21 protein-coding genes are annotated in these 23,508 nt (G+C 60.9%); 10 read left to right on the top strand and 11 right to left on the bottom strand.

Annotated features, from left to right (window positions below; genetic code table 11):
• Nucleotides 1–176 precede the first annotated feature (176 nt).
• Nucleotides 177–1,244, top strand: coding sequence for an NAD(P)-dependent alcohol dehydrogenase (locus sake_RS03055; RefSeq protein ID WP_129359034.1), 1,068 nt, complete (start codon nucleotides 177–179; stop codon nucleotides 1,242–1,244).
• A 290-nt stretch (nucleotides 1,245–1,534) separates the two neighbouring features.
• Nucleotides 1,535–2,155: a uridine kinase gene (gene udk, locus sake_RS03050; RefSeq protein ID WP_129359032.1), complete on the top strand. Its 621-nt coding sequence runs from the start codon at nucleotides 1,535–1,537 to the stop codon at nucleotides 2,153–2,155.
• A gap of 36 nt (nucleotides 2,156–2,191) precedes the next feature.
• Here the strand turns inward: udk and sake_RS03045 are convergent, their stop codons facing one another.
• From sake_RS03045 to sake_RS03035, 3 genes are read right to left on the bottom strand one after another with little or no spacing between them, the layout of a single operon-like run.
• A complete protein-coding gene (locus tag sake_RS03045) occupies nucleotides 2,192–3,073 on the bottom strand; it encodes a hypothetical protein (RefSeq protein ID WP_178945435.1) in 882 nt (293 codons plus the stop codon).
• Nucleotides 3,070–4,575 carry a CoA transferase gene (locus tag sake_RS03040; RefSeq protein WP_178945434.1) on the bottom strand — a complete coding sequence of 502 codons (1,506 nt, stop codon included), beginning with the start codon at nucleotides 4,573–4,575 and terminating at the stop codon, nucleotides 3,070–3,072. Before sake_RS03040 ends, sake_RS03045 begins: the two co-directional genes overlap by 4 nt.
• The gene (locus sake_RS03035) at nucleotides 4,572–5,441 is read right to left on the bottom strand and encodes a 3-hydroxyacyl-CoA dehydrogenase NAD-binding domain-containing protein (protein WP_178945433.1); all 870 of its coding nucleotides are present in this window, start codon (nucleotides 5,439–5,441) and stop codon (nucleotides 4,572–4,574) included. The genes sake_RS03040 and sake_RS03035 overlap by 4 nt, the downstream gene beginning before the upstream one ends.
• Nucleotides 5,442–5,608: 167 nt before the next feature.
• On the opposite strand from sake_RS03035, the gene sake_RS13510 reads away from it, so the two are divergent.
• Complete coding sequence (locus sake_RS13510; protein ID WP_165000940.1) at nucleotides 5,609–6,493, top strand: LysR family transcriptional regulator; 885 nt, start codon at nucleotides 5,609–5,611, stop codon at nucleotides 6,491–6,493.
• 101 nt (nucleotides 6,494–6,594) lie between these two features.
• On the opposite strand, the gene sake_RS03025 is transcribed toward sake_RS13510, so the two are convergent.
• The 4 genes from sake_RS03025 to sake_RS03010 form a co-directional block, all read right to left on the bottom strand.
• Complete coding sequence (locus sake_RS03025; RefSeq protein ID WP_197964451.1) at nucleotides 6,595–7,233, bottom strand: HNH endonuclease family protein; 639 nt, start codon at nucleotides 7,231–7,233, stop codon at nucleotides 6,595–6,597.
• Between the two features lie 218 nt (nucleotides 7,234–7,451).
• Entirely contained in the window at nucleotides 7,452–8,096 is a 645-nt protein-coding gene (locus sake_RS03020) for an LUD domain-containing protein (protein ID WP_129359024.1), read from the bottom strand.
• A 2-nt stretch (nucleotides 8,097–8,098) separates the two neighbouring features.
• Entirely contained in the window at nucleotides 8,099–9,859 is a 1,761-nt protein-coding gene (locus tag sake_RS03015) for a LutB/LldF family L-lactate oxidation iron-sulfur protein (RefSeq protein ID WP_178945432.1), read from the bottom strand.
• 2 nt (nucleotides 9,860–9,861) lie between these two features.
• A complete protein-coding gene (locus sake_RS03010; protein WP_129359020.1) occupies nucleotides 9,862–10,665 on the bottom strand; it encodes a (Fe-S)-binding protein in 804 nt (267 codons plus the stop codon).
• A 421-nt stretch (nucleotides 10,666–11,086) separates the two neighbouring features.
• Between sake_RS03010 and sake_RS03005 the strand changes: the two genes are divergently transcribed.
• Together sake_RS03005 and sake_RS03000 are read left to right on the top strand one after the other, a co-directional pair.
• Nucleotides 11,087–12,751, top strand: a complete 1,665-nt coding sequence (locus sake_RS03005) for an L-lactate permease (protein WP_178945431.1) — start codon at nucleotides 11,087–11,089, stop codon at nucleotides 12,749–12,751.
• Between the two features lie 36 nt (nucleotides 12,752–12,787).
• Nucleotides 12,788–13,519: a FadR/GntR family transcriptional regulator gene (locus sake_RS03000; RefSeq protein WP_129359016.1), complete on the top strand. Its 732-nt coding sequence runs from the start codon at nucleotides 12,788–12,790 to the stop codon at nucleotides 13,517–13,519.
• Here the strand turns inward: sake_RS03000 and sake_RS02995 are convergent.
• From sake_RS02995 to sake_RS02985, 3 genes are all read right to left on the bottom strand, one after another.
• On the bottom strand, nucleotides 13,483–14,406 hold the full coding sequence (locus sake_RS02995) for a phosphoribosylaminoimidazolesuccinocarboxamide synthase (protein ID WP_178945430.1): 924 nt from the start codon (nucleotides 14,404–14,406) through the stop codon (nucleotides 13,483–13,485). The two genes, sake_RS03000 and sake_RS02995, sit on opposite strands and share 37 nt — an antisense overlap.
• A gap of 73 nt (nucleotides 14,407–14,479) precedes the next feature.
• A complete protein-coding gene (purD, locus tag sake_RS02990; protein WP_178945429.1) occupies nucleotides 14,480–15,772 on the bottom strand; it encodes a phosphoribosylamine--glycine ligase in 1,293 nt (430 codons plus the stop codon).
• A 91-nt stretch (nucleotides 15,773–15,863) separates the two neighbouring features.
• Nucleotides 15,864–17,084 carry an LLM class flavin-dependent oxidoreductase gene (locus sake_RS02985; protein ID WP_243155730.1) on the bottom strand — a complete coding sequence of 407 codons (1,221 nt, stop codon included), beginning with the start codon at nucleotides 17,082–17,084 and terminating at the stop codon, nucleotides 15,864–15,866.
• Nucleotides 17,085–17,229: 145 nt separating this feature from the next.
• On the opposite strand from sake_RS02985, the gene sake_RS02980 reads away from it, so the two are divergent.
• Genes sake_RS02980 through sake_RS02970 form a run of 3 tightly spaced genes read left to right on the top strand, consistent with a single transcriptional unit; the run spans nucleotide 17,230 to nucleotide 20,028 of the window.
• Nucleotides 17,230–18,279 (top strand): ABC transporter substrate-binding protein, encoded by a 1,050-nt coding sequence (locus tag sake_RS02980; protein ID WP_178945428.1) that lies wholly within the window; start codon nucleotides 17,230–17,232, stop codon nucleotides 18,277–18,279.
• Between the two features lie 8 nt (nucleotides 18,280–18,287).
• Entirely contained in the window at nucleotides 18,288–19,151 is an 864-nt protein-coding gene (locus sake_RS02975; RefSeq protein WP_178945427.1) for an ABC transporter ATP-binding protein, read from the top strand.
• A gap of 7 nt (nucleotides 19,152–19,158) precedes the next feature.
• Complete coding sequence (locus tag sake_RS02970) at nucleotides 19,159–20,028, top strand: ABC transporter permease (protein ID WP_178945426.1); 870 nt, start codon at nucleotides 19,159–19,161, stop codon at nucleotides 20,026–20,028.
• 108 nt (nucleotides 20,029–20,136) lie between these two features.
• Here sake_RS02970 and sake_RS02965 read toward each other — a convergent pair whose 3' ends face one another.
• A complete protein-coding gene (locus tag sake_RS02965) occupies nucleotides 20,137–20,754 on the bottom strand; it encodes a TetR/AcrR family transcriptional regulator (RefSeq protein WP_238147538.1) in 618 nt (205 codons plus the stop codon).
• Between the two features lie 116 nt (nucleotides 20,755–20,870).
• Between sake_RS02965 and sake_RS02960 the strand changes: the two genes are divergently transcribed.
• The gene (locus sake_RS02960) at nucleotides 20,871–22,382 is read left to right on the top strand and encodes an MDR family MFS transporter (protein WP_129359002.1); all 1,512 of its coding nucleotides are present in this window, start codon (nucleotides 20,871–20,873) and stop codon (nucleotides 22,380–22,382) included.
• A gap of 128 nt (nucleotides 22,383–22,510) precedes the next feature.
• Nucleotides 22,511–23,506 carry an asparaginase gene (locus tag sake_RS02955; protein WP_129359000.1) on the top strand — a complete coding sequence of 332 codons (996 nt, stop codon included), beginning with the start codon at nucleotides 22,511–22,513 and terminating at the stop codon, nucleotides 23,504–23,506.
• Nucleotides 23,507–23,508 lie beyond the last annotated feature (2 nt).

Raw genomic sequence — 23,508 nt, 5'->3', positions numbered from 1 at the left:
AACTTCTACTTCTACTCGGGCCAGTCCGACACGTCCATGCCGGGTCGCACATCCCGAGTCACAATTCTGAGGAAACTCACACCCAATGATGCGTACGGCGAACGGCCCAGACATCACGGAGACATAGCCGTAGATTTATACGTGATTCATCTAGTACGACTTCAGGAGGCAGTTTCATGCCCATTTCAGTCAAGGCTCTCCAGAAAACCGGCCCGGACCAGCCGTTCAAGGTCGCCACGATCGACCGTCGCGATCCCCGGCCTGATGATGTCCTGATCGATATCAAAGCAGCCGGCATCTGCCACAGTGACATCCACACCATCCGCAACGAATGGGGCGAGGCTCATTTCCCGCTGACCGTCGGTCACGAGATTGCGGGTGTCGTCGAGGCCGTGGGCTCCGACGTGACCAAGTACAAGGTCGGAGATCGGGTCGGCGTCGGCTGCATGGTCAATTCCTGTGGCGAGTGCGAGGAATGCCGCGACGGACAGGAACAGAACTGCACCCGTGGCGGAATGGTCGGCACGTATAATTCCGAAGATGTCGACGGCAGCATCACTCAAGGGGGTTACGCCGAGAAGGTCGTGGTGAACCAGGACTTCGTTCTCCGCATCCCGGATGCCCTGGACTTCGACGTCGCCGCTCCGCTGCTGTGCGCCGGCATCACCACCTACTCGCCTCTTGCGACGTGGGATGCGGCGCCGGGCAAGAAGGTCGCTGTTCTGGGGCTCGGTGGCTTGGGGCACATGGGCGTCCAGATCGCCGCCGCGAAGGGCGCCGAGGTGACGGTGTTGTCGCGCACGCTGAAGAAGGAACAGGACGCCAAGGAGCTGGGCGCGACCCGAACCCTGGCCACCTCGGAGGAAGATTTCTTCAAGAATCATCGCGGTGAATTCGATCTGATCCTGAACACGATCTCCGCATCCATTCCGGTGGACAAGTACATGAGTTTGCTCAAGCCGCGGGGTGTCATGGCAGTCGTCGGTTTGCCGCCCGAGAAGCAGGAGTTCAGCTTCGGTTCGGTCATCGGCGGGCGCAAGGCGATTGCCGGTTCAAACATCGGCGGCATCCCCGAGACCCAGGAGATGCTCGACTTCTGCGCCGAGCACGGTTTCGGGGCGAAGATCGAGACGGTTTCGGTTCAGGAGGTGGACGACGCTTACGATCGCGTCGTCGCCGGTGATGTGAAGTTCCGCTGCGTCATTGACACTTCCACGTTCGACGACGTCGAGGTCGAGGCCTGATCGCCGATACGCTGAGGCGGTGACGGTCGGCCTGCGATGCGGACGACTGCATGAGAGCGCCGCGTGAATGAGACAGCCCTACGGGCAGTCTTGTTCACGCGGCGCTCCTTTTGTACGCCGAGGCCTCCTACCGACTGAGCGGGCGGAAATCGACGAAAGACGCAGTCTTCCCCAACCAGCGCTGATTTGTGGTCAGGCATGCACTCACCGAAGCACGTTTTTGGATATACCTGACTTCCGCATACGGCAGAATGGAGCAGTAGAAATCGAGCATCGGGAGCAGTTCACGCATGAAACCATTGGTCATCGGCATTGCCGGAGGCACTGGATCCGGTAAGACAACCTTGACCCGTGAGCTGGTCGCCAGCTTCGACAAACACGTCTCTGTGGTCTACCACGACAACTACTACAAGCGCCGCGACGATCTGTCCTATCAGGAGCGGTGCCAACTTAACTACGATGCCCCAGAAGCCTTCGACAACGAGCTGCTGATCCACCATGTGGATCAACTGGTTGCCGGGAAGAGCATCGAGTGCCCGATGTACGACTATGCGGCTCACAATCGGGCCGACGAGACCACGATCATTGATGCCCAGCCGATCGTGATCCTCGAGGGAATTCTCATATTCGCCGAGGACGAGATCTGCGAGCGCTGTGACATCAAATTATTCGTGGACACGGATGCCGACGTCCGCATCCTTCGCCGCATCAAGAGGGACGTTTTGGAACGCGGCCGTTCGGTGGAATCGGTGGAGAGCCAGTATCTTTCAACCGTGAAACCCATGCATGAGCTGTACGTCGAACCGTCCAAGAGGCGTGCGGACCTGATCATTCCCGAAGGAGGCGGTAATCTGGTCGCCTTGGACATGCTGATTCACCGGATCAACCGTCAGCTGGAGACCAGCCGCTGACGGCGTGACGGATACCGACGTCGTCCGACTCCGAGATCAGCACATGGCCAGACCCGTCATCGGACCTTCGAAAGCAGCGAGAATTCCTTCCTCGCCGCTCGATCCGGGAAGCGGGACCACTCGGATGGCCCCGGACAGGTCCGAGACGAATACCGTCTCGCGTTCGACGTCAACGGCAAGACCGATCGCTTCCTGGAACCCTTGGGCAAGGATCTCCGGTTCCTCACCCTTCTTGGCTGGCTCGGGGATCGCACCGCGGTTGAGGGTGTTGCCCTCCGGCCCTGCTCCCCTGTCGGTCCAGTAGATGTATCCGTCACTGAGTTCGATATCGATGGGTTCCGGCAGGTCTTCCCACAGCGTCTCAACGTCGGGCAGGTCTGCTCGGCCGTCAGTCGGGTTCAAAGGCGCACGCAGGATCCGCCCGAGGCCTCCTTTGGAAGGACCTTTCTGTGTCCAGTAGATCCACCCGCGCTGCTCGTCGACGGCCACGCCGACGCATTCATCGAGTTGGTCCCCGGGCTCTTTCGACACTAGATCCGCCAACTTAGTCCCGTCCGTCCGACACCTCGTGACACGGCATCCCTCGCGGTCGGACCAATAGAGCCTGGGGCCGTGTCCCGTGAGTTGTTTTCCGGTCGTCAAGCTCCCGTCGGGGACGAGATCGCGGAATTCGGTTCCATCCAGACCAATGGCGTGGAGGCCGCCGTTGCTCCGTGAGAAGTCGAGACCGGTTTCATCGGCGAGGGAGAAGTCCCCTGCGGGCTCTCCCATAGTCGTCCAGTACACCGTGCCGTCCAATACGACGATGCCGTCTGGGAACGGTCCGGCGTCCTCGACGAGAACTTCTGTTTGCCCGGTCGAGGTGTCTATGCGGAAGATCCTCGAGGGCACAAGCTGAAGGGCCAACAAGTGCGTCATCTTTCGTTTCCTCCGATCCAATGTGGTTTATGAGATCCTCGTGGGATCAACGGGTAGGCGTATGCCCCGGGCGTTCGAGACATGCTGACTTGTTCGGCGACACCTTGGTAGCGCCCGAGAGGTGTTTCCGTGGTGAAGGTTTTCGGCGGCAGGTATTCGTGCCCTGGCGCCTTTCCCGCGGTCGCTTGGGCGTAATCCTTGTCGAAGATCCCGAGGCTGCGCATCCAGAGGGCTGTACGGGTCAAGGAGACGGACACCTTGTAAGAGCCTCCGTGCTCGGCTCGCAGCATGAGCGCCCGCAGGATTCCGAGTTCCAGGAACCACGAGGTGATGTAGTCATTGACCACGGGCACCTGAGGAAGCGATGGCACCCCGTCCTGGCCCTCATCGATCAGGACACCGGCAAGTGCCCCGGCTGTCTGGTCGAATCCAACGCGCCCCGCCCAGGGGCCGGTCTCACCATTGAGGTTGACACTCGCGTGAATGATTCCGGGCCGCGCAGCTGACGCGTTCTCGGCGTCCAAGTTGTGTCGACCCAAGTACCCTGGTCGGCGGTTGGCAAAGAAGATGTCCGCACCGCGAAGAAGATCCTGCATGGTTGCCGCATCGTCCTCGCGTTTGAGGTCCAAAGTGGTCGAGCGCATGCCGACATTCGACGTTCCGTAGAGCAGCGGGAGCTCGTATTCGTTCGGATCCCATACGTTCAGGACATCTGCTCCGTGAAGGGCAAGGGCTCGTCCGGCTCCGGCGCCCGCGATGATGTGGGCCCGGCCCAGGGCACGCACGCCCTCAAGGGGGTTCTCGATGCCACCGGGGAGGGGTTCAGGGTCACTATCCCCGATCTTTTCCACCACGACGGGAGGCATATTGGAGAGGACTTGGTCGTACTGTTGGGTCGCAATCAGCTCGTCCGTGGTCCTGCACATCGGCATGATCACTCCGGCCTTTTCGCCGGCCTCCTCGAGATCAAGGGCCTTCCACTGCGATATCGCTTCTGCTACGCGATCCCGGCTCTCCGGTACGTCCAGTAGCTTCGCGGTATCGTGGCGAAGTTTCGGATAGGGCCCCATGGGGTGCATCCAGCGCCCGTCCGCGGTCCGGTAGAAGCTCGAGGTTGAGAATGTGTCGCTCACGGCCACTGGGTCGCCCATAGGGTATCCATTGAGCAGTTCCCACCGTTTCTCGTAGAACGGGCACAGTCGGCGAGGCGCGGTACGCAGATCCATCGAAATATCTTGGCCTCGGCCGCCCCTCATGCGCCATAGTGCCGCAACAGCGACCGATTTGGCGACGAGAGCTATCGAAGTGCCGCCAGCCAAGCGCAAAACGTCGGGAAGCACGGGATCGCTTCCCACGAAGTCGATCGTCCCGCCGGAGTCCTTCGGGGAAAGCCCCACACATCCGAGGAGGTCCGTCAGAGCGGCATGCGGGTCGAAATCATCTTCTGTTGCGGGGGCGCTTCGCAGGCAAGCCGTCAATTCGTTGTGGGCTGCTCGGCTCATCGGGTTTCCTCCTCGTCACCGCACCTGGTCAGTGCGTCGAGCACCGCTCTGGTCCGGCGGTCCCGCCTTTCCATCAATTGAACGTACGCAGCGTCGCCGACCCCGTAGGCATCTTCGACTGCTTCGTGAAGTTCGCCTTTGCGAGTCGGGTCCGGATGGCCGGTGCGGAAATCCATCTGTGCTCCGACGTGGGCGTCCAGATGTCGAATGCCTCCTGGTCCTCCGCCGAGGTGGCGGGATTCGAACGGCCCGATGGTCGACCACCGCAACCCGAGCGAGTTCCGGACCAAGGTGTCCAGCTCGTCGGGGGCGATGATGTCTTCCTGGACCAGATAGGCTGCCTCATCATTGAAGGCCTTCTGCAGCCGGTTCCCAACGAAACCGCGAATTTCTCTTTTGAGACGCACGGGTTGGCGCCCGAGTTCGCGGTATACCTCTATAGCGCGTTGGATCGATTCCTCAGACGTGCTCGCCGAAGGGACGACCTCGACCAAGGGCATGAGCTGCGGTGGATTGAAGGGATGGCCGACAAGGATTCGTTCGGCGGCCGGATTGCCCTCACCCATGGCCGAGGGCAAGAGAGAAGAAGAGGACGATGCGAGGACCGCGTTCGGGGCCGCGTGCTCGGCGGCTGCCGCGAAGAGCTCCTTCTTAACTTCGATCCGTTCGGGTCCATTCTCCTGAACGAAGTCAGCGCTCTCCAGGGCACGGGCTAGATCCGGCTCAGCTGTCGCGCGGATTCCGGTCAGGGCCTCCTCCAGGTCGGGTCGTGGATCGGATACGCGCACTTCCCAGCCGGCATCCGAGAATAAGCGCGCCCAGGACTGACCGATGACCCCGGCCCCGATAATCGTGACAATTGACAATTCTTTGTGCTCCTTCCAGCGACGGGAGCAAAGGCACTCGACCGGGTCCGTCCGTTACGATGGGCGCCGCGTTTCCTCTCGCTTCCGGTACTGAATCTAGGCCGCTGGCGTTTTCGAGGGAATGACCAAGTTTGCGGTCCGATTATGATCAATGCGATAACAATGATGTGGACGTCAAACATTTGCGCTATTTCCTGGCTGTCGCTCGCGAGCTGAATTTCACCCGAGCGGCCCGTTCTCTCTACATCTCGGTGCCTCCGTTGTCCCAGCGAATCCGTGAACTGGAAACCGAGCTAGGAAGCACCCTCTTCGAACGCAACACGCGCCACACCAGCCTCACTCCGGAGGGAGAGCGACTGTTACCCTTGGCCGCACGTATCGTCGCGGATATGGATCGCGTTCCCGAAACCGCACAGGGCACGGATCGACGTGTGCACGTGAACCTTGGCATACCCGACCTCCTGGGCATGCCCCAGCGGAAACGGCTCGGGGAGCTCATGGATAGGACATCACGAGACTTCGACGTCAAAGTGCGACACACCGCTTCGCTCGATATCGACAGGGCGCTGATAACCCGCAGTATCGACGCGGGGCTCTCCAGGGTCCGCTCGACCCACCCAGATCTCGCGGAAGAAGTAATACTTTCCGAACGGTTGTCGATCGTCTGCGATGCCGCTCACTTCCCCGAACCCCAAACCATCCGTCCTGCGGACCTGACCGATTTCACCGTGGTGGAGGGCCCTCCGTACTGGGATCTGAGAACGGAAGCGGAACGCGCACCTCTCCGCAACGCCGGCATCCGATTCGATCCCTCCCTCACATACACGGATCTGGGCGGAATGCTGCTGTTGCTGCGGAAACATCCGCGGTTCAGCATCGTCCCGACGGACGCCGACATGATCCGCGGTCTGGACCCGGACGAGTTTTCCGTGCATCCGCTGAGCAAGGATGTGCCTCCGATGACGCTGAGCCTTGTACACCGCAGGGCGGACGACTGGCTCCAGGACTTTGCGAGACGATGCGTGATCATGCTCCGTGACAACGAAGGCTGAGAGCCGGTACTCGGGGCAGTCCCCCAAAACCTTGAGAATCGCTTGCTTTTCTTCGGGCGTTACGCTCAGGCTGTAACGGGCCTTGATCTTGAGCTGCCGCGTCACATACGGCAGTGAAATTCTCGGCGCGGCGGAAGCCAACGAGATGCATCGCTACCTCCCTTGTCCTCGTTGGCGCGGCCGTCCACGGCCAGGAGGTTATCGGGGTCGTTGGCGAAAGTCCGTCGCTTCTCGTTCGTCCACTCCGATGCCCCGGAGGCCCAGGCATTCGACAACGCCACCACGTGATCGATCTGGACTTTTCGCGATTCCTTCCCTGCGATGAATTCGATGGGCTGACCCGTGTAGGGGTCCTCAAGCGTACCCTTCTCGACGACGCATAGCCGCCGATCACGAAAAGTCACCCTGGCCAGGTCCCTGGCCAGAATGTCATTCCGCGTGTCGCAGCCGTTGTGGTCCTCATCCGACCATGCCCGCCCGAAGGATTCTCTGTGGTACGCGTCACGGGGCTTATGGTTTTCCACGGATAGGGCGGCCAAGTATCCGGCCGAATCCTCCGAGAGGACGACGGTTCCCGCCCCGCCCTGGGTCCATGTGTGGACCCTTTTCCTGAGCCCCTCTCCCTCACGGCCATTGAGAACCCCCAGGCAAACCAGCACCACAACAGCCAGAGCGACGACCACAGACCAGACCGATCCCCGGACGGCCCGATCGCGAGACTTCAAATTTTTCGACCTCATGGCCAGAAAGATTCCACGATGCCGGGAATCGGACCTTCAGATCGTGCCGATATGACCGCCTCCTGTGTGCGCAGGGCAGCGATCGCCAATTCCTGAGGGTCTGTGGAGGCATCTCAGACAAAACACCGCCCCCCCCCCCCCCCGATCTCTACGGCTTCCAAACTGCCGTGACCGGGGGCGGTGCTCTTCTTCTCACGGGAGATGTGCCCGCGCCTGACCTATCTATCGAGAATGATCACGTCCAGGGTCCTGGGCCCGTGGACCCCCTCCACGCGCTGAAGCTCAATATCCGAGGTCGCCGAGGGCCCGGAAATCATGGTGATCGGGCGCTCCTCGTTGACACGGTGCAAGGATTCCGGGATCAGCTCGACAATCGTGTCCGCCGGGACCACACAAATGTGATGGTCAGGTACCAGAGTAATCGCACGGCGCCCCTCGGAATCCGAGGCGTTGAGAAAAATCGTTCCCGTCTCCGCGCAGGAGACGGTCGACGAGGTCACCACCGCGTCGACCGCGTCCAGTTCACGATCGGTCAACGACCCGGCCTTCTGACCATTCCCCGAGTCAACGAGGTGGCGTCGGGCGGCGCTGTCCTCGGGCAACCATGCAAGGTCCAGCCCCTTGGGAATCACATACCGGGACGACTTCCCCAGGAGCTTCTCGATGCGTTCGGCCACCGTCTCGACGGTTTCCTCATAGACGTTCGCCTTGTAGTCGACCAAACGGTCGACCAGCATTTCACGGACTTCCTGCGCGGATTTCTCCGATTCGGTCCGGTATGCCCGCGTGGCAACGGGCGCCACCGGGCTATCGACCAGCGATGCCCGGACCCGCCTCAGAATCTCTGCCTTTGCTTCCGACATGGTCAGTCGCGCCCTTCCTGGGAACCTTGGGCTTTGCCCTGGTTTTCTGCCGAGTCCGATTCAGTGTCCTTGAGCAACTCATTCTCCCGCCGGGCGATCTCGGGGTCGCGCCGCTGCTCCTTCTTGAGCTCTTGGGCTTGCTTCTCGGCCCCTTCGCGTTGATCCTGAGCCTCAGAGGCATGCTGATTGTGCAACTGATCTGCGAGTCCGGCGTTCTTCGCCATCAGAGCGTCGATATCAACCTTTTCGGATCCCGCACGCTGCTTCGAACCGTTCTTCTTGTTCTTCTTCCACCAGTGGCGGAAGGCCTGCTTGGGCGGCTCCGGAATGTCTCGGTATTTCGTCCAGCCACCCACGAGGCCCGGGAGCCAGTTGATCTTGTGATCGCGTCCCGCCGCAAGACGCCCCGCCGGCAAACCGCGTTCTGCAAGACCGAGAAGTTTAGAGTTGGAGAACATCGCCTTGGCACCGGCCATGATCGCGTCCATCTGGTCGGGTGCCTGACGCTTCGTGCCTTCTTCGCCCTTGCCGTGTTTGGCATCCACGTCTTTGCCGCGCAGGTGAACCAACACGTCAGGGATGTTGATCTTGACCGGGCACGCCTCGTAGCAAGCACCGCACAACGACGATGCGTAAGGAAGCGAGTTGTTCTCTTCTGCTTCGACTCCGGTCAGCAACGGCGAAAGGATAGCCCCGATCGGGCCCGGGTAAACCGACCCGTAGGCATGTCCGCCGGCCCGCTCGTAAACGGGGCAAACGTTCATGCAGGCCGAGCACCGGATGCAGTGGAGCGCTTGGCGCCCCATCTCATCGGCCAATGCCGCCGTGCGACCGTTGTCCATGAGAATCACGTGAAGATTCTGGGGCCCATCCCCCGGAGTCACACCGGACCACATCGAGGTATAGGGGTTCATGCGCTCGCCCGTCGAGGAACGGGGCAGAAGCTGCAGGAAGACCTCCAGATCCTGGAAGGTCGGGACCAGCTTCTCGATGCCCATGAAAGAAATGAGTGTGTCCGGCAGAGTCAGGCACATACGCCCATTGCCTTCGGACTCGACGATGGTCAGCGTGCCGGAATCAGCAACGCCAAAGTTGGCGCCCGAAATCGCGACCTTGTTACGGAAGAATTTCTCACGCAGGTGGTGGCGGGAGGCCTCGGCCAATTCCGCAGGGTTGTCCGAAATATCCGGATTGACGCCCGGCATCTTCTTCAAGAAGATGTCACGGATCTCCGAGCGATTGCGGTGGATCGCGGGAACCAGGATGTGTGATGGCTTGTCCTCGCCCATCTGCACAATTTCCTCGGCCAAGTCAGTCTCGACAGCGGAGATGCCTTGTTCTTCGAGGAACTCGTTGAGGCCGGTTTCCTGAGTTGCCATCGACTTGATCTTGATGACTTCTTCGACTTCTTGTTCCCGGATGATATCGAGAGCGATCTGATTCGCCTCGTCGGCGTCCCGAGCCCAGTGAACGTGTCCGCCGCGCTCGGTGAAATTCTTCTCGAACTGCTCGAGGAGCTCGGGAAGACGAGCCATGACTTCTTGTTTGATCTCGGATCCGGCGGTCCGCAGATCTTCCCAGTCGGGAAGTTCCCCGACGACGTTGGCGCGCTTCTCGCGAATCGTATGCGTCGCAAAGCCAAGGTTGGCGCGCAATTGCTCGTTCTTGAGCTCCCGGCCAGCGAAGGACGTGAAGGATTCTTCGGCAACGATATTGCCGGTTCCGTGGAAGACCTTGGGCATGCCCAACTGTGTAACGGTCATGGCTACTTTCCTCCTGTAGTGGTGGTCATCGCCACCGGGCCGGAGACTTCGAGCGGGTTTTCTTTGGTGCTGGCAAGGATCTCGGCGAAGTGGAGGGTCGTGACGTCGGATCCCTTGCGCGAGAGGGCCCCATCGATATTCATGAGGCAGGAGACGTCACCTCCCGCGCACAACTCGGCGCCCGTCGATTCGATGTTCTTGACCTTGTCCGCGGTCATTGCCCCGGACGTATCAGCGTTCTTGAAGGAGAACGTACCGCCGAAACCGCAGCACTGGTCGATGTCGGGAAGCTCAGCGAATTCCAGACCCTCCACGGTACGCACCAGGTCCGATTGGCGCGTGCCCAGCTTCATGATCCGCATGCCATGGCAACTCGAATGGAACGTGACCTTGTGCGGGAAGTAGGAACCGAGTTGCTCCGCGGCGTTCGTGATCCCCAAGACGTCGATCAGCAGCTTTGACAATTCGAAGGTCTTGCCTGCAACCTCTTCGGCCGCAATGGCTGTTCCCTCGTCACCGGCGTGCCGAGCAATCATTGGCTGCTGGTGTCCCAGGGAAACCACGCATGAGGCCGAGGGCGCGACGGCGACATCGTAGTCCCAGTCCGAGAACGACTCGACGTGGTTCTTGACGATGGGGTACGCGTCGTCGAAATAGCCACTGTTGACGTGCATTTGGGAACAACACGTCTGGCCGGGAGGGAAAATCACGTCGTGGCCGAGGCGTTCCAGGATGTCCACGGTCGCCTGGGCGACCCGCGGGTACATCGCGTCGACGATGCACGTTGAGAAAAGTGCGATCCGCATGGCGTCTCCATTCCAATAAGTGCGGGCCATTCTCCTCAGAATGGGACCAGGAGGATGCCCGCAAGACGCTCCCCACCTTAGTGACAATTTATTAACGACCTCCAATAAGGAGCACCTAAGTTACTCGAATTGCACCTGGGAAACCTTAACTGGCGCGTCATTTCAGGAAACACGACCGAATTAGAAAAGGTTTTTGTAACCTAAAAGCCTACTGCGCGACTACCGTGCCCGCGTCGCACTCCATCCACACTTACTCCGGTTTTGATTTCGTCAAGAACATCGGTATGGTGTCGGTCTGACCACAGAGTAATGCGGGACACACACCCCTATGAGCTCCTCAGCATTAGTGGCTTACTTCACTCACTGCATCAGCGTTGATGCTCGTCGAAACGCGTGCGTCAACCCACTCCAAGGAGACCGCGTGGACACATTCACAGCCACCACCAACGCCGTCGGCGGGTCGATAGGGCTCTCGGCGCTCGTCGCGATACTTCCACTCCTGGCCTTTTTCATCATGCTGCTCGGAGTCAAAGCCAGCGCGCATATCTCTGCACTCACGGCCCTTCTCGTATCCATCATCGTCGCGGTCATCGGCTTCAACATGCCGTTGGGACTGACCTTGATGTCGGGGACCCAGGGACTCGCTTATGGCGCGTTCCCCATCGTCTGGATCATCGTTACGGCGCTGTGGTTCTACCAGGTCACGGTCGAGTCCGGACGTTTCGAGGACCTTCGTCTGACCTTCGACCGCATCGGCGGCGGAGACATTCGCATCCAGGCAATACTGATCGCCTTCTGCTTCGGCGGGCTTCTCGAGGCCCTCGCCGGTTTCGGGGCCCCCGTCGCGATCACCGCGACCATGATTCTTGCCCTGGGCGTCAAGCCGCTGCGAGCAGCGGTCACCGTCCTGGTCGCCAACACCGCGCCGGTGGCCTTTGGCGCTCTGGCCATTCCGATCACCACCGCCGGAACCCTTACCGGTGAGAACCCGGCACATATCGGCGCCATCGTCGGCCATCAGGCCCCATTCGTCGCCGCGATCGTTCCGTTCATCCTCCTCTGGCTCCTCGACGGATTCCGAGGAGTTCGGGAGGCCTGGCCCGCAGCCCTGGTCATCGGTCTCTCCTTCGGCATCGCACAGTGGTGGTCGGCGACGCACTTCTCGTATGAGTTGACCGACATCGTGGCTTGCCTCGTGTCCCTCGGCGTCGCCGTGTTGTTCCTCAAGGTGTGGAAGCCGCGCGGCACGGAGGCATTCCGTGAACGCTTCGGCATCAAGGCCCCTCCGGCCTCAGAGAAGCTCAAGCCTGTCCGGGTTTGGATGGCGCTGCTGCCCTATCTGGTAGTCGTCGGTGTCTTCGCGATCGGCAAATTGTGGAAGGCAGGAGTCAGCATTCCCGCGGCTCTGGCGAAGACGGACATCAAGATCCCGTGGCCCGTCACATCCGGAAACATCGTCACCGCGGCCGGCAAACCGATTTCCGGCACCACCTTCAACTTCCAATGGCTGTCCAATCCGGGAACCATGCTGCTCATAGCAGGCTTGATCGTGACGGTGCTCTACGGCATATTCAACGAGAAGGGCCGTTACAAACTGGGCTTCGGCCACGCTATAGCCCAGCTCTGGTACTGCTTCTACCGCATGCGGTGGTCGGCTCTGACGATCGTTTCGGTCCTTGCCCTCGCGTACGTCATGAACTTCTCGGGACAGACCGTGTCCATCGGAACGTATCTGGCCTCGTTGGGCGGGATCTTTGCTTTCCTCGCGCCCACACTTGGCTGGCTGGGAACCGCGGTAACCGGATCAGACACCTCGGCCAATGCGCTGTTCTCGAACCTGCAACACACCGCGGCCTCCAACGCCGGGCTGGACCCGAACCTCATGCTCGCGGCCAACACCAGCGGCGGTGTCGTCGGCAAAATGATCTCTCCGCAGTCCCTCGCCATTGCGGCTACCGCTGTTGAAATGGAGGGCAAGGAATCGGAAATCTTCAAGAAGGTTGTGCCCTGGTCCCTCGCCATGCTCCTGATCATCTGCACCCTCGTGTTCTTGCAGTCCAACGTCTTGTCCTGGATGCTGCCTTAAACACCTAGTGACGATGCGAAGCTAGGGTTGTCTTCTGTGGAGAACAAGACCTACAGCATCGTGCTAAAGAACATCGAGGACCGGCTGCGCAGTGGCGAACTTTCCGTGGGCGACCGGCTCCCCTCGGAGCGCACTCTCGCGGAAGAGTTCGGCATTTCTCGGGCTTCTGTCAGAGAAGCAATTCGAGTCCTGGACGCGATGGGCCTCGTCCGTTCAGGCGTCGGCTCTGGCCCCAGCGCAGGAGCGGTTGTCGTTTCCGAACCTTCCGCCGCCCTTGGCTGGGGCCTTCGCATGCACTTGGCGTCCAACTTCCTGCCTGTGCGAGACGTGGTGTCGACCCGCGAGCAATTGGAGTCCCAAGCCGCGGCGGAGGCCGCGACCCGCTGGTCGAACACACAGGACAAAGTGGTGCTGACCAAGGCAAACCGCTTTCTCGACGAGATGGACGACCCCCTGTTGCCGGATGCCCGCTTCCACGAGTTGGATGCGCAATTCCATTTGCTCATTTCAAGCCTCGGAGGGAACGTCGTGATCACCACAATCTTGGATTCCCTACGTCAAGCCACCGTCGGTTACGTTCGAGAAGGAGTTCCTCGTCTCGGAGATTGGCCCAAGGTTCGACGCCGTCTCCAGGAACAGCATCGAGGCATCCTTGCCGCGGTTCGCGAACGCCGACCCGAAACGGCTGCCGAGCGCGTTCGCGAACACATCCAGTGGTTTTATGGGGTCGCTTACGCGGAGAATTCGAGGCCGGTCAATTTTTCGTAGGCCTCGACGTAACGTGCGCGGGTCTTGTCAACGATTTCCGCAGGCAACTCGGGCGGCGTCGACGATCCGTCCCATCCAGAAGCTTCGGAGGACAACCAATCCCGCACGAATTGCTTATCGAAGCTGGGTTGCGGCCGTCCCGGGCCCCACTGTGCGCCGTCCCAGAACCGTGACGAATCCGGGGTGAGGACCTCGTCGCCCAAGGTTACTTCCCCGCGGTAGGAGTCCAGCCCGAACTCAACCTTGGTGTCCGCCAGAATGATTCCGCGTTCACGGGCTATTTTTTCTGCGGTCCCGTAGATATAGAGCGTCAGTTCCCGGATTCTCTCGCCCATCGCGCGGCCGACGGCATCCGTCATTTCTTCGTATGTGATGGCTTCGTCGTGCTCACCGACCTCAGCCTTTCCCGTAGGCGTGAAAATGGGTTCTTCCAGGCGGGATCCGTTGACCAAGCCGTCCGGCAACTCGATTCCGCATATTGCGCCGGTGCGCCGATATTCCTTGAGGCCCGAGCCCGTCAGATAGCCTCGGGCGATGCACTCGACCGGGAACATCGACAGCGACTTGCAGATCATTGCTCGGCCCGCCACTTCGTCCGGGACATTGGTCGAGAGCACGTGGTTTGGTACCTGATCGAGTTGCTCGAACCACCAGAGGCTGAGCTGGGTCAGAATTTTTCCCTTGTCAGGGATGGGCGTAGCCAGGATGTGATCATATGCGCTGACCCGGTCCGTGGCCACGACCATGACGGACCCAGCGCGAGCCTCGGCGTTGTCGGCAAAGGAACAGCCGATGACGTCGTTGCCCTCCTCGGGGACGTAAAGGTCCCTGACTTTGCCAGAATAGATGTGCTTCCAGCCCGGAATGGTGGTGGGCTCTGGGGACATGCGCTGCGCTCCTGGGTGTGTGATTGATGTGCAGCCCCACGCCGCACGCGCGAGGCCCGATGCGAAGTGAAATCTATAAGGTAGGCACTTGGATCTGGCCTGCCGCGGCTTTCTGCGCGATATCTCGCCGGTACTGCGCGCCTTTCCAAGCGATCTTCTCGGCTCCCCTGTAGGCCCTGCTTCGGGCGTCTTCGAGGTCCTCCCCCAACGCAACGACGGCGAGAACTCGTCCCCCCGAAGTCACCACGGATGTGGTCCCGCTCAGCGACCGCTCGCGCCGGGTGCCCGCGTGCATGACCGAAACGCCCTCCAGGGCTTCCGCCTCCTCGAGTCCGGAGATTTCGTCACCCTTGCGCGGAGTATCGGGGTAATTCTCGGCGGCCATGACCACGTCGACCGCGGTGCGAAGGTCCCACCGGAGGGATTCCCGCCCGTCGAGTTCGCCTTGGGCTGCGGCAAGAAGCAGTTGGCCCAGGGGCGTCTTGAGACGGGCCAGCACCGCCTGGGTCTCCGGGTCTCCAAAGCGAGCATTGAATTCGATGACTCGGATCCCACGACTTGTCAGGGCCAATCCGCAGTACAGCACGCCCACGAAGGGAGTCCCACGGTCCGCCATCACGTCAACCGTTGGCTGGGCGACGCGCCGGACGACCTCTTCGGTGAAGTCTTCGGGAAGCCACGGCAACGGGGTGTATGCCCCCATCCCTCCGGTATTGGGGCCCTCGTCGTCATCGTGGATTCGTTTGAAATCCTGCGCCGGACTGAGCGGGACCGTTCGTTGCCCATCGCAGATCACGAACAGTGAAACTTCTGGACCGTCCAAGAATTCCTCGATGACGACCGACGAGCCGGCGTCAAAACAGGATTGGGCGTGAGCCAGAGCCTCATCGCGATCCTCCGTAACGACCACGCCTTTGCCGGCAGCAAGGCCGTCGTCTTTGACGACGTACGGCGCACCAAAAGCGTTAAGGCATTCCCTGACGGTCGCGGCGTCATGAGCGACGCGGGCCATGGCAGTCGGAACATTGGCCTCGGCCATGACTTCTTTGGCGAAGGCTTTCGAACCTTCCAGCTGGGCGGCGTCGGCGTTCGGACCGAATACCGGGAATCCGGCTTCACGCAGGGCATCGGCGACTCCTGCAACCAACGGAGCTTCGGGTCCTACGACGATCAGGTCCGCGTCCAGCCTTTCCGCCAGGGCCGTTGCCTCTTCGGGGCTGTTGGCGTCGATGGCATGAGTCGGAACGACAGCGGCGATTCCCGCGTTGCCGGGAGCCGAATGTACTTCCGTGACCGCCGGGTCGCGCAGGAGCGCAGCGATAATTGCGTGTTCACGCCCGCCCGGGCCAAGCACCAAAACCTTCATAGAGCAACAATAGCGAATAGGTAACGACGAGTACGCATCGCGTGCTATCGGGCCCGGCTGGAGCGGTTAATACAGCTACATCCTGCGAAGACTAGATGAGTCCGTCGGACTCGAGCAGGGGCCGAACCCCTTCACCGAACCAGAATGCTTCTTCAAGGCACGGATACCCGGAGAGCACGAATTCGTCGAATCCGACCGATACGTATTCCTTGATCAAGTCGGCCACCTCTCGGTGGGATCCCACCAGTGCCGTCCCGGCTCCGCCGCGGACCAGTCCGACACCGGCCCACAGCCCGGGGTGGATCTCCAAGTCGGAGGAGGAGCCTCCGTGCAGATCAAGCATCCGACGCTGGCCCTCCGACTCGGATTTTCGCAGGGCCTCTTGCTGCTTCCGAATCAGTGCGGGGTCGATATTGGCCAGCATTTTCTCTGCCACGGCCCAGGCCTCGGCCGAGGTATCCCTCGAAATCGTGTGCAATCTTATACCGAACCGGACCGTGCGCCTTTGTTCCTCGGCCAGGCCCCGGATCCAATCGATCTTCTCCTTCGCTTGCTGCGGCGGCTCGCCCCAGGTGAGGTACACGTCCGAGTGCGCCGCGGCAACGCGCCCTGCCGCCGGAGACGAACCGCCGAAGTAGATTTCCGGGCGCGGATCGGGCGGGTACGCCAACCGAGCTTGTTCGACGCGGACATGCTCACCGGCGTAGTCGAAGGGTTCTTCGTGATCCCACAACCGGCCGACGACATCCAGGAATTCACCGGTTCGTTCATAACGGCCCTCTTTGTCATTGAAGTCGCCAAAGGCTTTCTGCTCGGCCGATTCGCCACCTGTCACGATGTTGATATTGAGGCGGCCCTTGGTCATGTCCTGATACGTGGCCGCCATCTGAGCGCCCAAGGTCGGCGAGATGGCACCCGGCCGAAACGCGACCAAGAACTTCAGCGTCTCGGTGTGCTGGGAAATTGCGGCCGTGGTCAGCCATGAATCCTGGCACCACAAGCCCGTTGGCGTCAGGACGGACTCGAATCCGTTGTACTCGGCGGCTTGAGCCACTTGAGTCAGGTAGCGCAAGGAGGGAGGACGGATCGCAGCCGTACCCTGGACTTCCGCACCGTGGCCGCCGCCGACAACGCCCCGGGAGTCGGAGCTCGTCGGCAAGAACCAATGCAGTTTTATCGCGCCCATGGAATTCCTTAGGTTCGTAATCTTGATTTGCTCGACACGGTACGCCCCCACGTACACGGCCGAAATCACTGACGACATGCGGAGAAAAACGGCGTCATAAATTACGCCCAATTCCGTCTTTTCCATTTCTTACCTGCTTATTGATGTGGGAGAAGCGGATTCGTATTGTCTATTTTCAATAATTATCGGGAATCTGAATATAGATGAGCCGAGTCGTATTCAGGCACCCTGCAAAACCAGTTGATACCAATTTCCGTGGAGGAGAACACCCATGGTCGCCCCAGCTACTCCCCCGAATTCCCCACCCGGCCGCCGCCTTATCGGAAGGCGAAGGGCTTTGTCGGGCCTGGCCGGGTTGGCCGGAATCGCTGCCACGGCGTCGCTCGCCGGTTGCGGGCAGTCCTCCCAAGCCGCAGAGGCCAACCGGGTGGTGCGATATCAGGGTTGGCCCCAGACAGTGCTGTTCGCCGAGCTCGCCCAGGATCTGGGGTACCTGCCCATGGCGGAGCTGAAGTACATCGGCAATACGACGAGCGGACCACAGGACATACAGACCGTTGCGACGGGAGATTCCGACATCGGGCACGCCTTTTCCGGAGCCGTGATCAAACTGGTCGAGGCAGGAATTCCAATTCGGGCGGCATCCAATTATTACGGCTCAGACGAAGAGACTTATGTCGGGCTCTACTCTTCGAATGACGGAGACATCAAGAACCCTCTGGACCTCGTCGGAAAAACCGTAGGAATGAATACTTTGGGCGCACACTCCGAAGCTTTTATTTTTCAGTTATTGGAACATTCCGGCGCCACCCCCGAGCAGGTCAAGAACGTCACTTTGGTCCCCATCCCTCCCAGCGACATCGAAATCTCCATTCTTCGGGGTCACATCGACGCGGGTGTGATCGACGGCATCGCGCAGGATCTCGTCCGAGAGCACGGAACCCTCCGTGAGTTGGCCCGCGATGTCGACCTTTTCGGCAAATTTCCCGCTGGCCAGATGGTCATGCGCCAGGAATGGATCGACCAGAATTCGGACCTCGCCCGGGAGGTGGCCCACGGCTCCGACCGAGCCGTTCGCTGGGCCACCGAACAGCCTCGCGAAACGGTCGTCGAGCGCATGGTCAAGATCGTCAGCAACCGAGGCCGGGGCGAAGATCCCGCTCCCCTCCAGTATTGGAAATCCACGGGACTCACCCAGGGCGGGATCATGCAGGACAACGATTTTGCCCGGTGGGAAGAGTGGCTCCGTACTCGGAAAATCGTCAGCCAGCCGGTCGAGCCGGGAAAGTACTACACCAATGATCTCATCCGGCAGTCTTGAGGAGTCCCATGAGCGAGCATGTACCGAAAATAGAAATCAAAGGTCTCGGCAAGGAGTTCTCCACGCCCGGCCAGTCTGCGTCAACGCCCACGATCACGACCGTTCTGGACAATATCGATTTCAGTATCGAGCAGGGTCAATTCGTCACTCTGGTCGGCCCCTCCGGGTCTGGTAAAACGACGATCCTCGACCTATTGGCCGGGTTGACCTCGGCGACTACGGGGCAGATCTTGATCGATGGAAAGCCTCTTCGGGGGCCGGGACGCAATCGCGGCGTCGTTTTTCAGCAATACGCGTTGTTGCCGTGGAAGTCTGCCCGGGACAATGTGGTGTTCGTTCTCAAGAACACCGTGGACAAAGGTTCGCGTCTCAAAGCGCACGACCTACGTGTCAAGGCAGACCGCTTTCTTCGGTTGGTAGGTCTGGACGGATACGAAGACCGGTATCCGCATCAACTGTCCGGGGGAATGAAGCAGCGGGTCGCAATCGCGCGGGCGCTGTCCTACGAGCCGGAGATTCTCCTGATGGACGAGCCGTTCGGCGCGCTCGATGCGCAAACCAGGGAGACTCTTCAGAGCGAGTTGATCCGCATTTGGCAGGACACCGGGACGACGGTCCTGTTCATCACCCACTCGGTCGAAGAGGCCGTATACCTGGGCCAGCGCGTCGTCGTCCTGGAATCCCGGCCCGGTCGGGTCAAAGACGTCGTCGAGGTCGGAAACCATACGGTCGAACCCGGACGGGACGTACGTTCGAGCGAAACCTTCGTCAGGGCACGCCACGAGGTGTGGAGCCTACTGCACACTTCAGCGTCCGAAAATCCGGCCTCCCCGGAGGCCGAGACAGAACCCGCAACCGCCGGTACGCGTTAGGAATCCCATGAGCACCATAACTGCGCAAGCATCTGTTGATTCCGCATCGCCCACGTCACCGGACGCGGCCCGTGCCCCTTCGCCCGGCGGCCGCCCCCGTGGGCCGGCTAAACGGCGGCCGAGGCTCCGGAAAACTGTTCTGGGTTCCATTCCCATCGTCCTTTTCGCTGTGCTCTGGGAATTCGCTCCGCTTCTCGGAAGCCCAACCTTCCAGGTTTTCCTTCCGCGATTCCATGTGGTGGTCGGCGCGTGGTGGGATCTTCTGGTATCGGGCGAACTGTGGTCGCATTTCTCGGCCAGCCTCGCCCGGTCGTTGGTAGGATTTGCGATCGCCACGGTCCTCGGAATCGCATTCGGTCTGGTCATCGGCTGGTACCGGGCCGCCTACGAGATGCTGAACCCGCTTCTGGAGATTTTCCGAAACACGGCCGCACTGGCTCTGCTGCCAGTCTTCGTTCTGCTTCTGGGGATCGGAGAGCTGTCCAAGGTGGTCATTGTCATCTACGCGGCGTTCTTCCCGGTTCTGCTCAACACGGCGGCCGGTCTCAAAACGGTGGACCCGCTCTTGATCCGTTTCGGAAAGACGCTCGGGCTGAGCCAAGCGGCACTGTTCCGGCACATCATTCTCCCCGCGGCCGTCCCGACGATCTTCGCAGGGATTCGCATCGCGGGTTCGGCCGCGATTCTGGTGCTCATCGCGGCGGAGATGGTCGGGGCGAAGTCCGGTCTGGGGTTCCTCATCACCTCCAGTCAGAACAGCTTCCTGATCCCGCAGATGTATTCCGGCGTCCTGACCATTGCGCTGCTGGGACTGATCGTGAATTCGCTGTTGGTTGGGCTGGAATCGCGCTTCTCCCGGTGGCGCACGGATCAGTAGGATCGGACCGTCAAGCGGGCCGATCGGGCGGCCGGGATCGCACCGATCATCACGGAGCAATCAGGGCATATCTGGATGCTTGACTCGCCGTTCCCATCCGGCAACACATTATCGAGGCCATAGCCCCGTCCCGATGACCCTCCGCAGCTGCGCGCGGCATTCGCGGTAGACATCTACTGGTTCCTTCGCTGTCCCCTGGATAGCCAATTCGCCCCATTGTCGCCAGGCTACGTGCCACCCCATCAGGGCCGTCTCGCAGATCAGGAGCCCTTGAAGCCCTACGTAGTCGGGAAGCTGTTCCCTGAGTCGGTCGAGGAGTCGCTCGAGGAGCTCTTTTTCCTGTCCCGTGGCCGCCATATTGAACTCCGGGTCGGTCGCCAAGAGCCGAGAGATCCGACGGTGGTCCTCGATTTCGGACGCGGTTGGTTCGGACAGGGTCGCGTCCATCATGGCTTCCACAGTTTCGAGGACCGCGGTCGGCTCGGAGGCCGAGAATTCCACTCGGTCGATGGCCCGCACCATGGTGCGTTGGATCGGCAACGCGGCTTCTTCCTTGGTCGAGAAGTAACGGAAAAAGGTGCGTGGAGAAACACCTGCTCGAGCCGCGATCTCCGGAACTGTCGTCGCCCGGACGCCTTGCTGTTCGAAGAGTTCCAAGGCCGCACGGTGTATCTCCCGTTCGGTCTGCAGCTTGCGTCGAGTTCGCAAGTCAACCGTCTGATCCATGGGGACCTCCTTCGACATTACGGCCATGTCAAATATCACACGCCTATGGCACTTACGCCAAAGTGGCACTCCGTGACATTATCGGTGTTCACCCCTCACAGAAATCAGGTATGTGCATGTCCCCTGGTCCTTCGCCAGCGAGCCCGCAAACAGGGCAATTCTCGGAAGTCGTCGCCGCCGAGGCGCGAGCCACCCCCGAGGAACAACCCGAGGCGCTCCCGACCAAACACATCGTTGGCGTATTGGCTGTACTCGTAGTCTCCGCCCTCATCATGATCCTCAACGAGACGGTCCTGACCGTCGCCCTGCCGGACATTATGGCGGACTTCGATATCAGCGCCGCCACCGCGCAGTGGCTCACCACCGGATTCCTCCTCACGATGGCCTGCATCATTCCGACGACGGGCTGGATGCTCGAGCGATTCACCATCAAGCGTCTCTTCCTGGTCGCACTGTCGCTCTTCGTTGTGGGTACGGCAATGGCCGCCTTCGCACCGAATTTCGCGACGATTCTTGCCGGACGCGTCATTCAGGCGGGTGGCACGGGCATTGTTCTGCCTCTCCTCATGACCTCCACACTGATCATGGTCCCCCCGGCACACCGAGGAACCGTCATGGGCCTCAACTCGGTTGTCATCGCGGTGGCCCCTGCCGTTGGCCCGACTCTCTCCGGAATCATTGTCAACGCGCTGAGCTGGCACTGGGTTTTCCGCATGATGCTCCCGCTGGGCGTCATCGTCCTGCTCGTCGGTTTCTTCCTCCTCAAGCCCACTGGCCACACCCGGAAGCTCCCCTTGGACCTGGCTTCCGTCGTACTGGCAGTTCTGGGCTTCGGTGGCATCGTGTACGCGATGGGCTCCGTGAGTGCAATCGCAAAGGGCCACTTGACCCCGCTGATCGGTTTGGTCGTCGGCATCATCGCGCTGGTCCTCTTCGCCTCACGCCAACGGAAACTTCAGAAGGCATCCGGATCGGCTTTGCTGGATCTGCGCCCCTTTGCAGTGCACAACTTCCGGCTAGCGGTTTCCGTGCTCATGATCGCGATGGCCGTGATGTTGGGATCCGTTATGGTCCTGCCGATCCTGATGCAGTCCGGTATGGGCATCAATGTGATGACGGTCGGGCTGGTCATGTTGCCCGGCGGTCTCGTGCAAGGTCTGTTGTCACCGCTGATCGGGCGCGTTTACGACAAATTCGGGCCTCGTCCCATGGTCATTCCCGGCACGGTCATGCTCACCGCCGGGCAGTGGCTCTTCTTCCTGATTCACCCGGATACCAGCGTCGGATTCATCGTCGGGGTTCACATTGTCTTCAGCCTCGGCATGGCCATGATCATGACGCCGATGATGACCGTCGCCTTGGGATCTCTGCCTCAGAGCCTCTATAGCCACGGTTCGGCCATCATGAACACCCTGCAACAACTCGGTGGGGCCACGGGCACGGCGATCCTGACCGCGGCTCTGACCGTGGGCACCGGAATCGCCGTCGCCGCAGGCTCTTCGGCCGGTGAGGCACAGGTCAGCGGCTCTCACGCGGCCTTCTTCGTCGGAGGGGTTCTGGGCATTGTTGCGGTCATCGTGGCCCCCTTCATCCACAAGATCAGGGAAACACACCTCCGGATCGACTAGTGCGGCGTCCGATAGAGATCGGGGCGGCATCGACGCGGACAGACTTCCACCACGATGCCGCCGGCCTTTGTGTTCACCGGACGGGTGGGCACAGCCGTTGCACGGGCGGCCGTGGAACAATGACTTCTATGCAGACTTTCAGCTGGGAAAATGCGGCCGAGCTGGCCGTCGTCGAGCGGAGCGGCTTCGTGGAGTCCCGCCACATTGGCGCGGCCGCGGTGGTCTCACCCGAAGGCGAAATCGTCCACGCTGTCGGCGACGCCGATGCCCCGATCTTCCCCCGCTCGACTCTCAAACCGTTTCAGGCCATCGCCTCGCTCAAGGCGGGCGCTCCCTTGCGCGGCGCGGAGGTAGCCATCGCCGCAGGTTCGCACGAGGGCTCATTCGAACAGATCCAAGTGGTCGCGGACATCCTGCAGGATGCGGGGCTCTCGCCGCGCGATCTGCAGTGCCCCGAGGCCTTCCCCAAGGACGAACGCGCGCACTCCTACTTGCTCACGCATGACATGGGAAAACAACGTATCGCGTTCAACTGCTCCGGAAAGCACGCCGCATTCCTTGCGGCTTGTGTCCACAACGAGTGGGACACCGGGACATATTTGGAACCGGACCACCCATTACAGCGACTCGTTATGGAGATCGTGGAAGAGTTCACGGGCGAACCGGTCCAGACCATCGGTGTGGATGGATGCGGCGCACCCGTTCCGGCATTCAGCTTGAACGGTTTGGCGCGGGCATACGGAACTCTGGGCGAGGGAATACGCAACATCAAGGCGGATGCCCGAACCGCGACCTTGGCGACCGCCATGGCCGATTATCCGGAAATGGTCCAGAACCACGGCAAACCCAACACCCTCGTCATGGAAGAGCTCGACGTCATCGCCAAATTCGGCGCGGAAGGGGTCTTGGCCATCGGCACTCGGGACGGCGCGGCGGTAGCGGTCAAGTCGTTGGACGGATCCTTCAGAGCTGTCACGCTGGTAGCCCTGACTCTCCTGGCTCGGCAGGGCTACATCGCCCAGGATTCGGTCGAAGCGCTCCTGCCCCGCGTGCTCCAGCCCATCACGGGCGGAGGCAAGCCGGTCGGCCAGGTGCGGCTCGGATCCGCGTTCGAGGAGGCTTGACC

It is taken from the genome of Kocuria sp. TGY1127_2 (assembly GCF_013394385.1).
Classification (GTDB): domain Bacteria; phylum Actinomycetota; class Actinomycetes; order Actinomycetales; family Micrococcaceae; genus Rothia.
This window is presented reverse-complemented; position numbering and strand designations above follow the sequence as displayed.

What these genes read in the sequence shown, in the direction of transcription:
- sake_RS02955 (WP_129359000.1), top strand. Translation starts at nt 22,511, where the DNA reads ATGCAGACTTTCAGCTGGGAAAATGCGGCCGAGCTGGCCGTCGTCGAG.
- sake_RS03040 (WP_178945434.1), bottom strand. Translation starts at nt 4,575, where the DNA reads ATGAGCCGAGCAGCCCACAACGAATTGACGGCTTGCCTGCGAAGCGCC.
- sake_RS03020 (WP_129359024.1), bottom strand. Translation starts at nt 8,096, where the DNA reads ATGTCGGAAGCAAAGGCAGAGATTCTGAGGCGGGTCCGGGCATCGCTG.
- sake_RS02975 (WP_178945427.1), top strand. Translation starts at nt 18,288, where the DNA reads ATGAGCGAGCATGTACCGAAAATAGAAATCAAAGGTCTCGGCAAGGAG.
- sake_RS03015 (WP_178945432.1), bottom strand. Translation starts at nt 9,859, where the DNA reads ATGACCGTTACACAGTTGGGCATGCCCAAGGTCTTCCACGGAACCGGC.
- sake_RS02965 (WP_238147538.1), bottom strand. Translation starts at nt 20,754, where the DNA reads ATGGATCAGACGGTTGACTTGCGAACTCGACGCAAGCTGCAGACCGAA.
- sake_RS03025 (WP_197964451.1), bottom strand. Translation starts at nt 7,233, where the DNA reads ATGAGGTCGAAAAATTTGAAGTCTCGCGATCGGGCCGTCCGGGGATCG.
- sake_RS02995 (WP_178945430.1), bottom strand. Translation starts at nt 14,406, where the DNA reads ATGTCCCCAGAGCCCACCACCATTCCGGGCTGGAAGCACATCTATTCT.
- sake_RS02980 (WP_178945428.1), top strand. Translation starts at nt 17,230, where the DNA reads ATGGTCGCCCCAGCTACTCCCCCGAATTCCCCACCCGGCCGCCGCCTT.
- sake_RS03055 (WP_129359034.1), top strand. Translation starts at nt 177, where the DNA reads ATGCCCATTTCAGTCAAGGCTCTCCAGAAAACCGGCCCGGACCAGCCG.
- sake_RS02960 (WP_129359002.1), top strand. Translation starts at nt 20,871, where the DNA reads ATGTCCCCTGGTCCTTCGCCAGCGAGCCCGCAAACAGGGCAATTCTCG.
- udk (WP_129359032.1), top strand. Translation starts at nt 1,535, where the DNA reads ATGAAACCATTGGTCATCGGCATTGCCGGAGGCACTGGATCCGGTAAG.
- sake_RS02970 (WP_178945426.1), top strand. Translation starts at nt 19,159, where the DNA reads ATGAGCACCATAACTGCGCAAGCATCTGTTGATTCCGCATCGCCCACG.
- purD (WP_178945429.1), bottom strand. Translation starts at nt 15,772, where the DNA reads ATGAAGGTTTTGGTGCTTGGCCCGGGCGGGCGTGAACACGCAATTATC.
- sake_RS03010 (WP_129359020.1), bottom strand. Translation starts at nt 10,665, where the DNA reads ATGCGGATCGCACTTTTCTCAACGTGCATCGTCGACGCGATGTACCCG.
- sake_RS02985 (WP_243155730.1), bottom strand. Translation starts at nt 17,084, where the DNA reads ATGGAAAAGACGGAATTGGGCGTAATTTATGACGCCGTTTTTCTCCGC.
- sake_RS03045 (WP_178945435.1), bottom strand. Translation starts at nt 3,073, where the DNA reads ATGACGCACTTGTTGGCCCTTCAGCTTGTGCCCTCGAGGATCTTCCGC.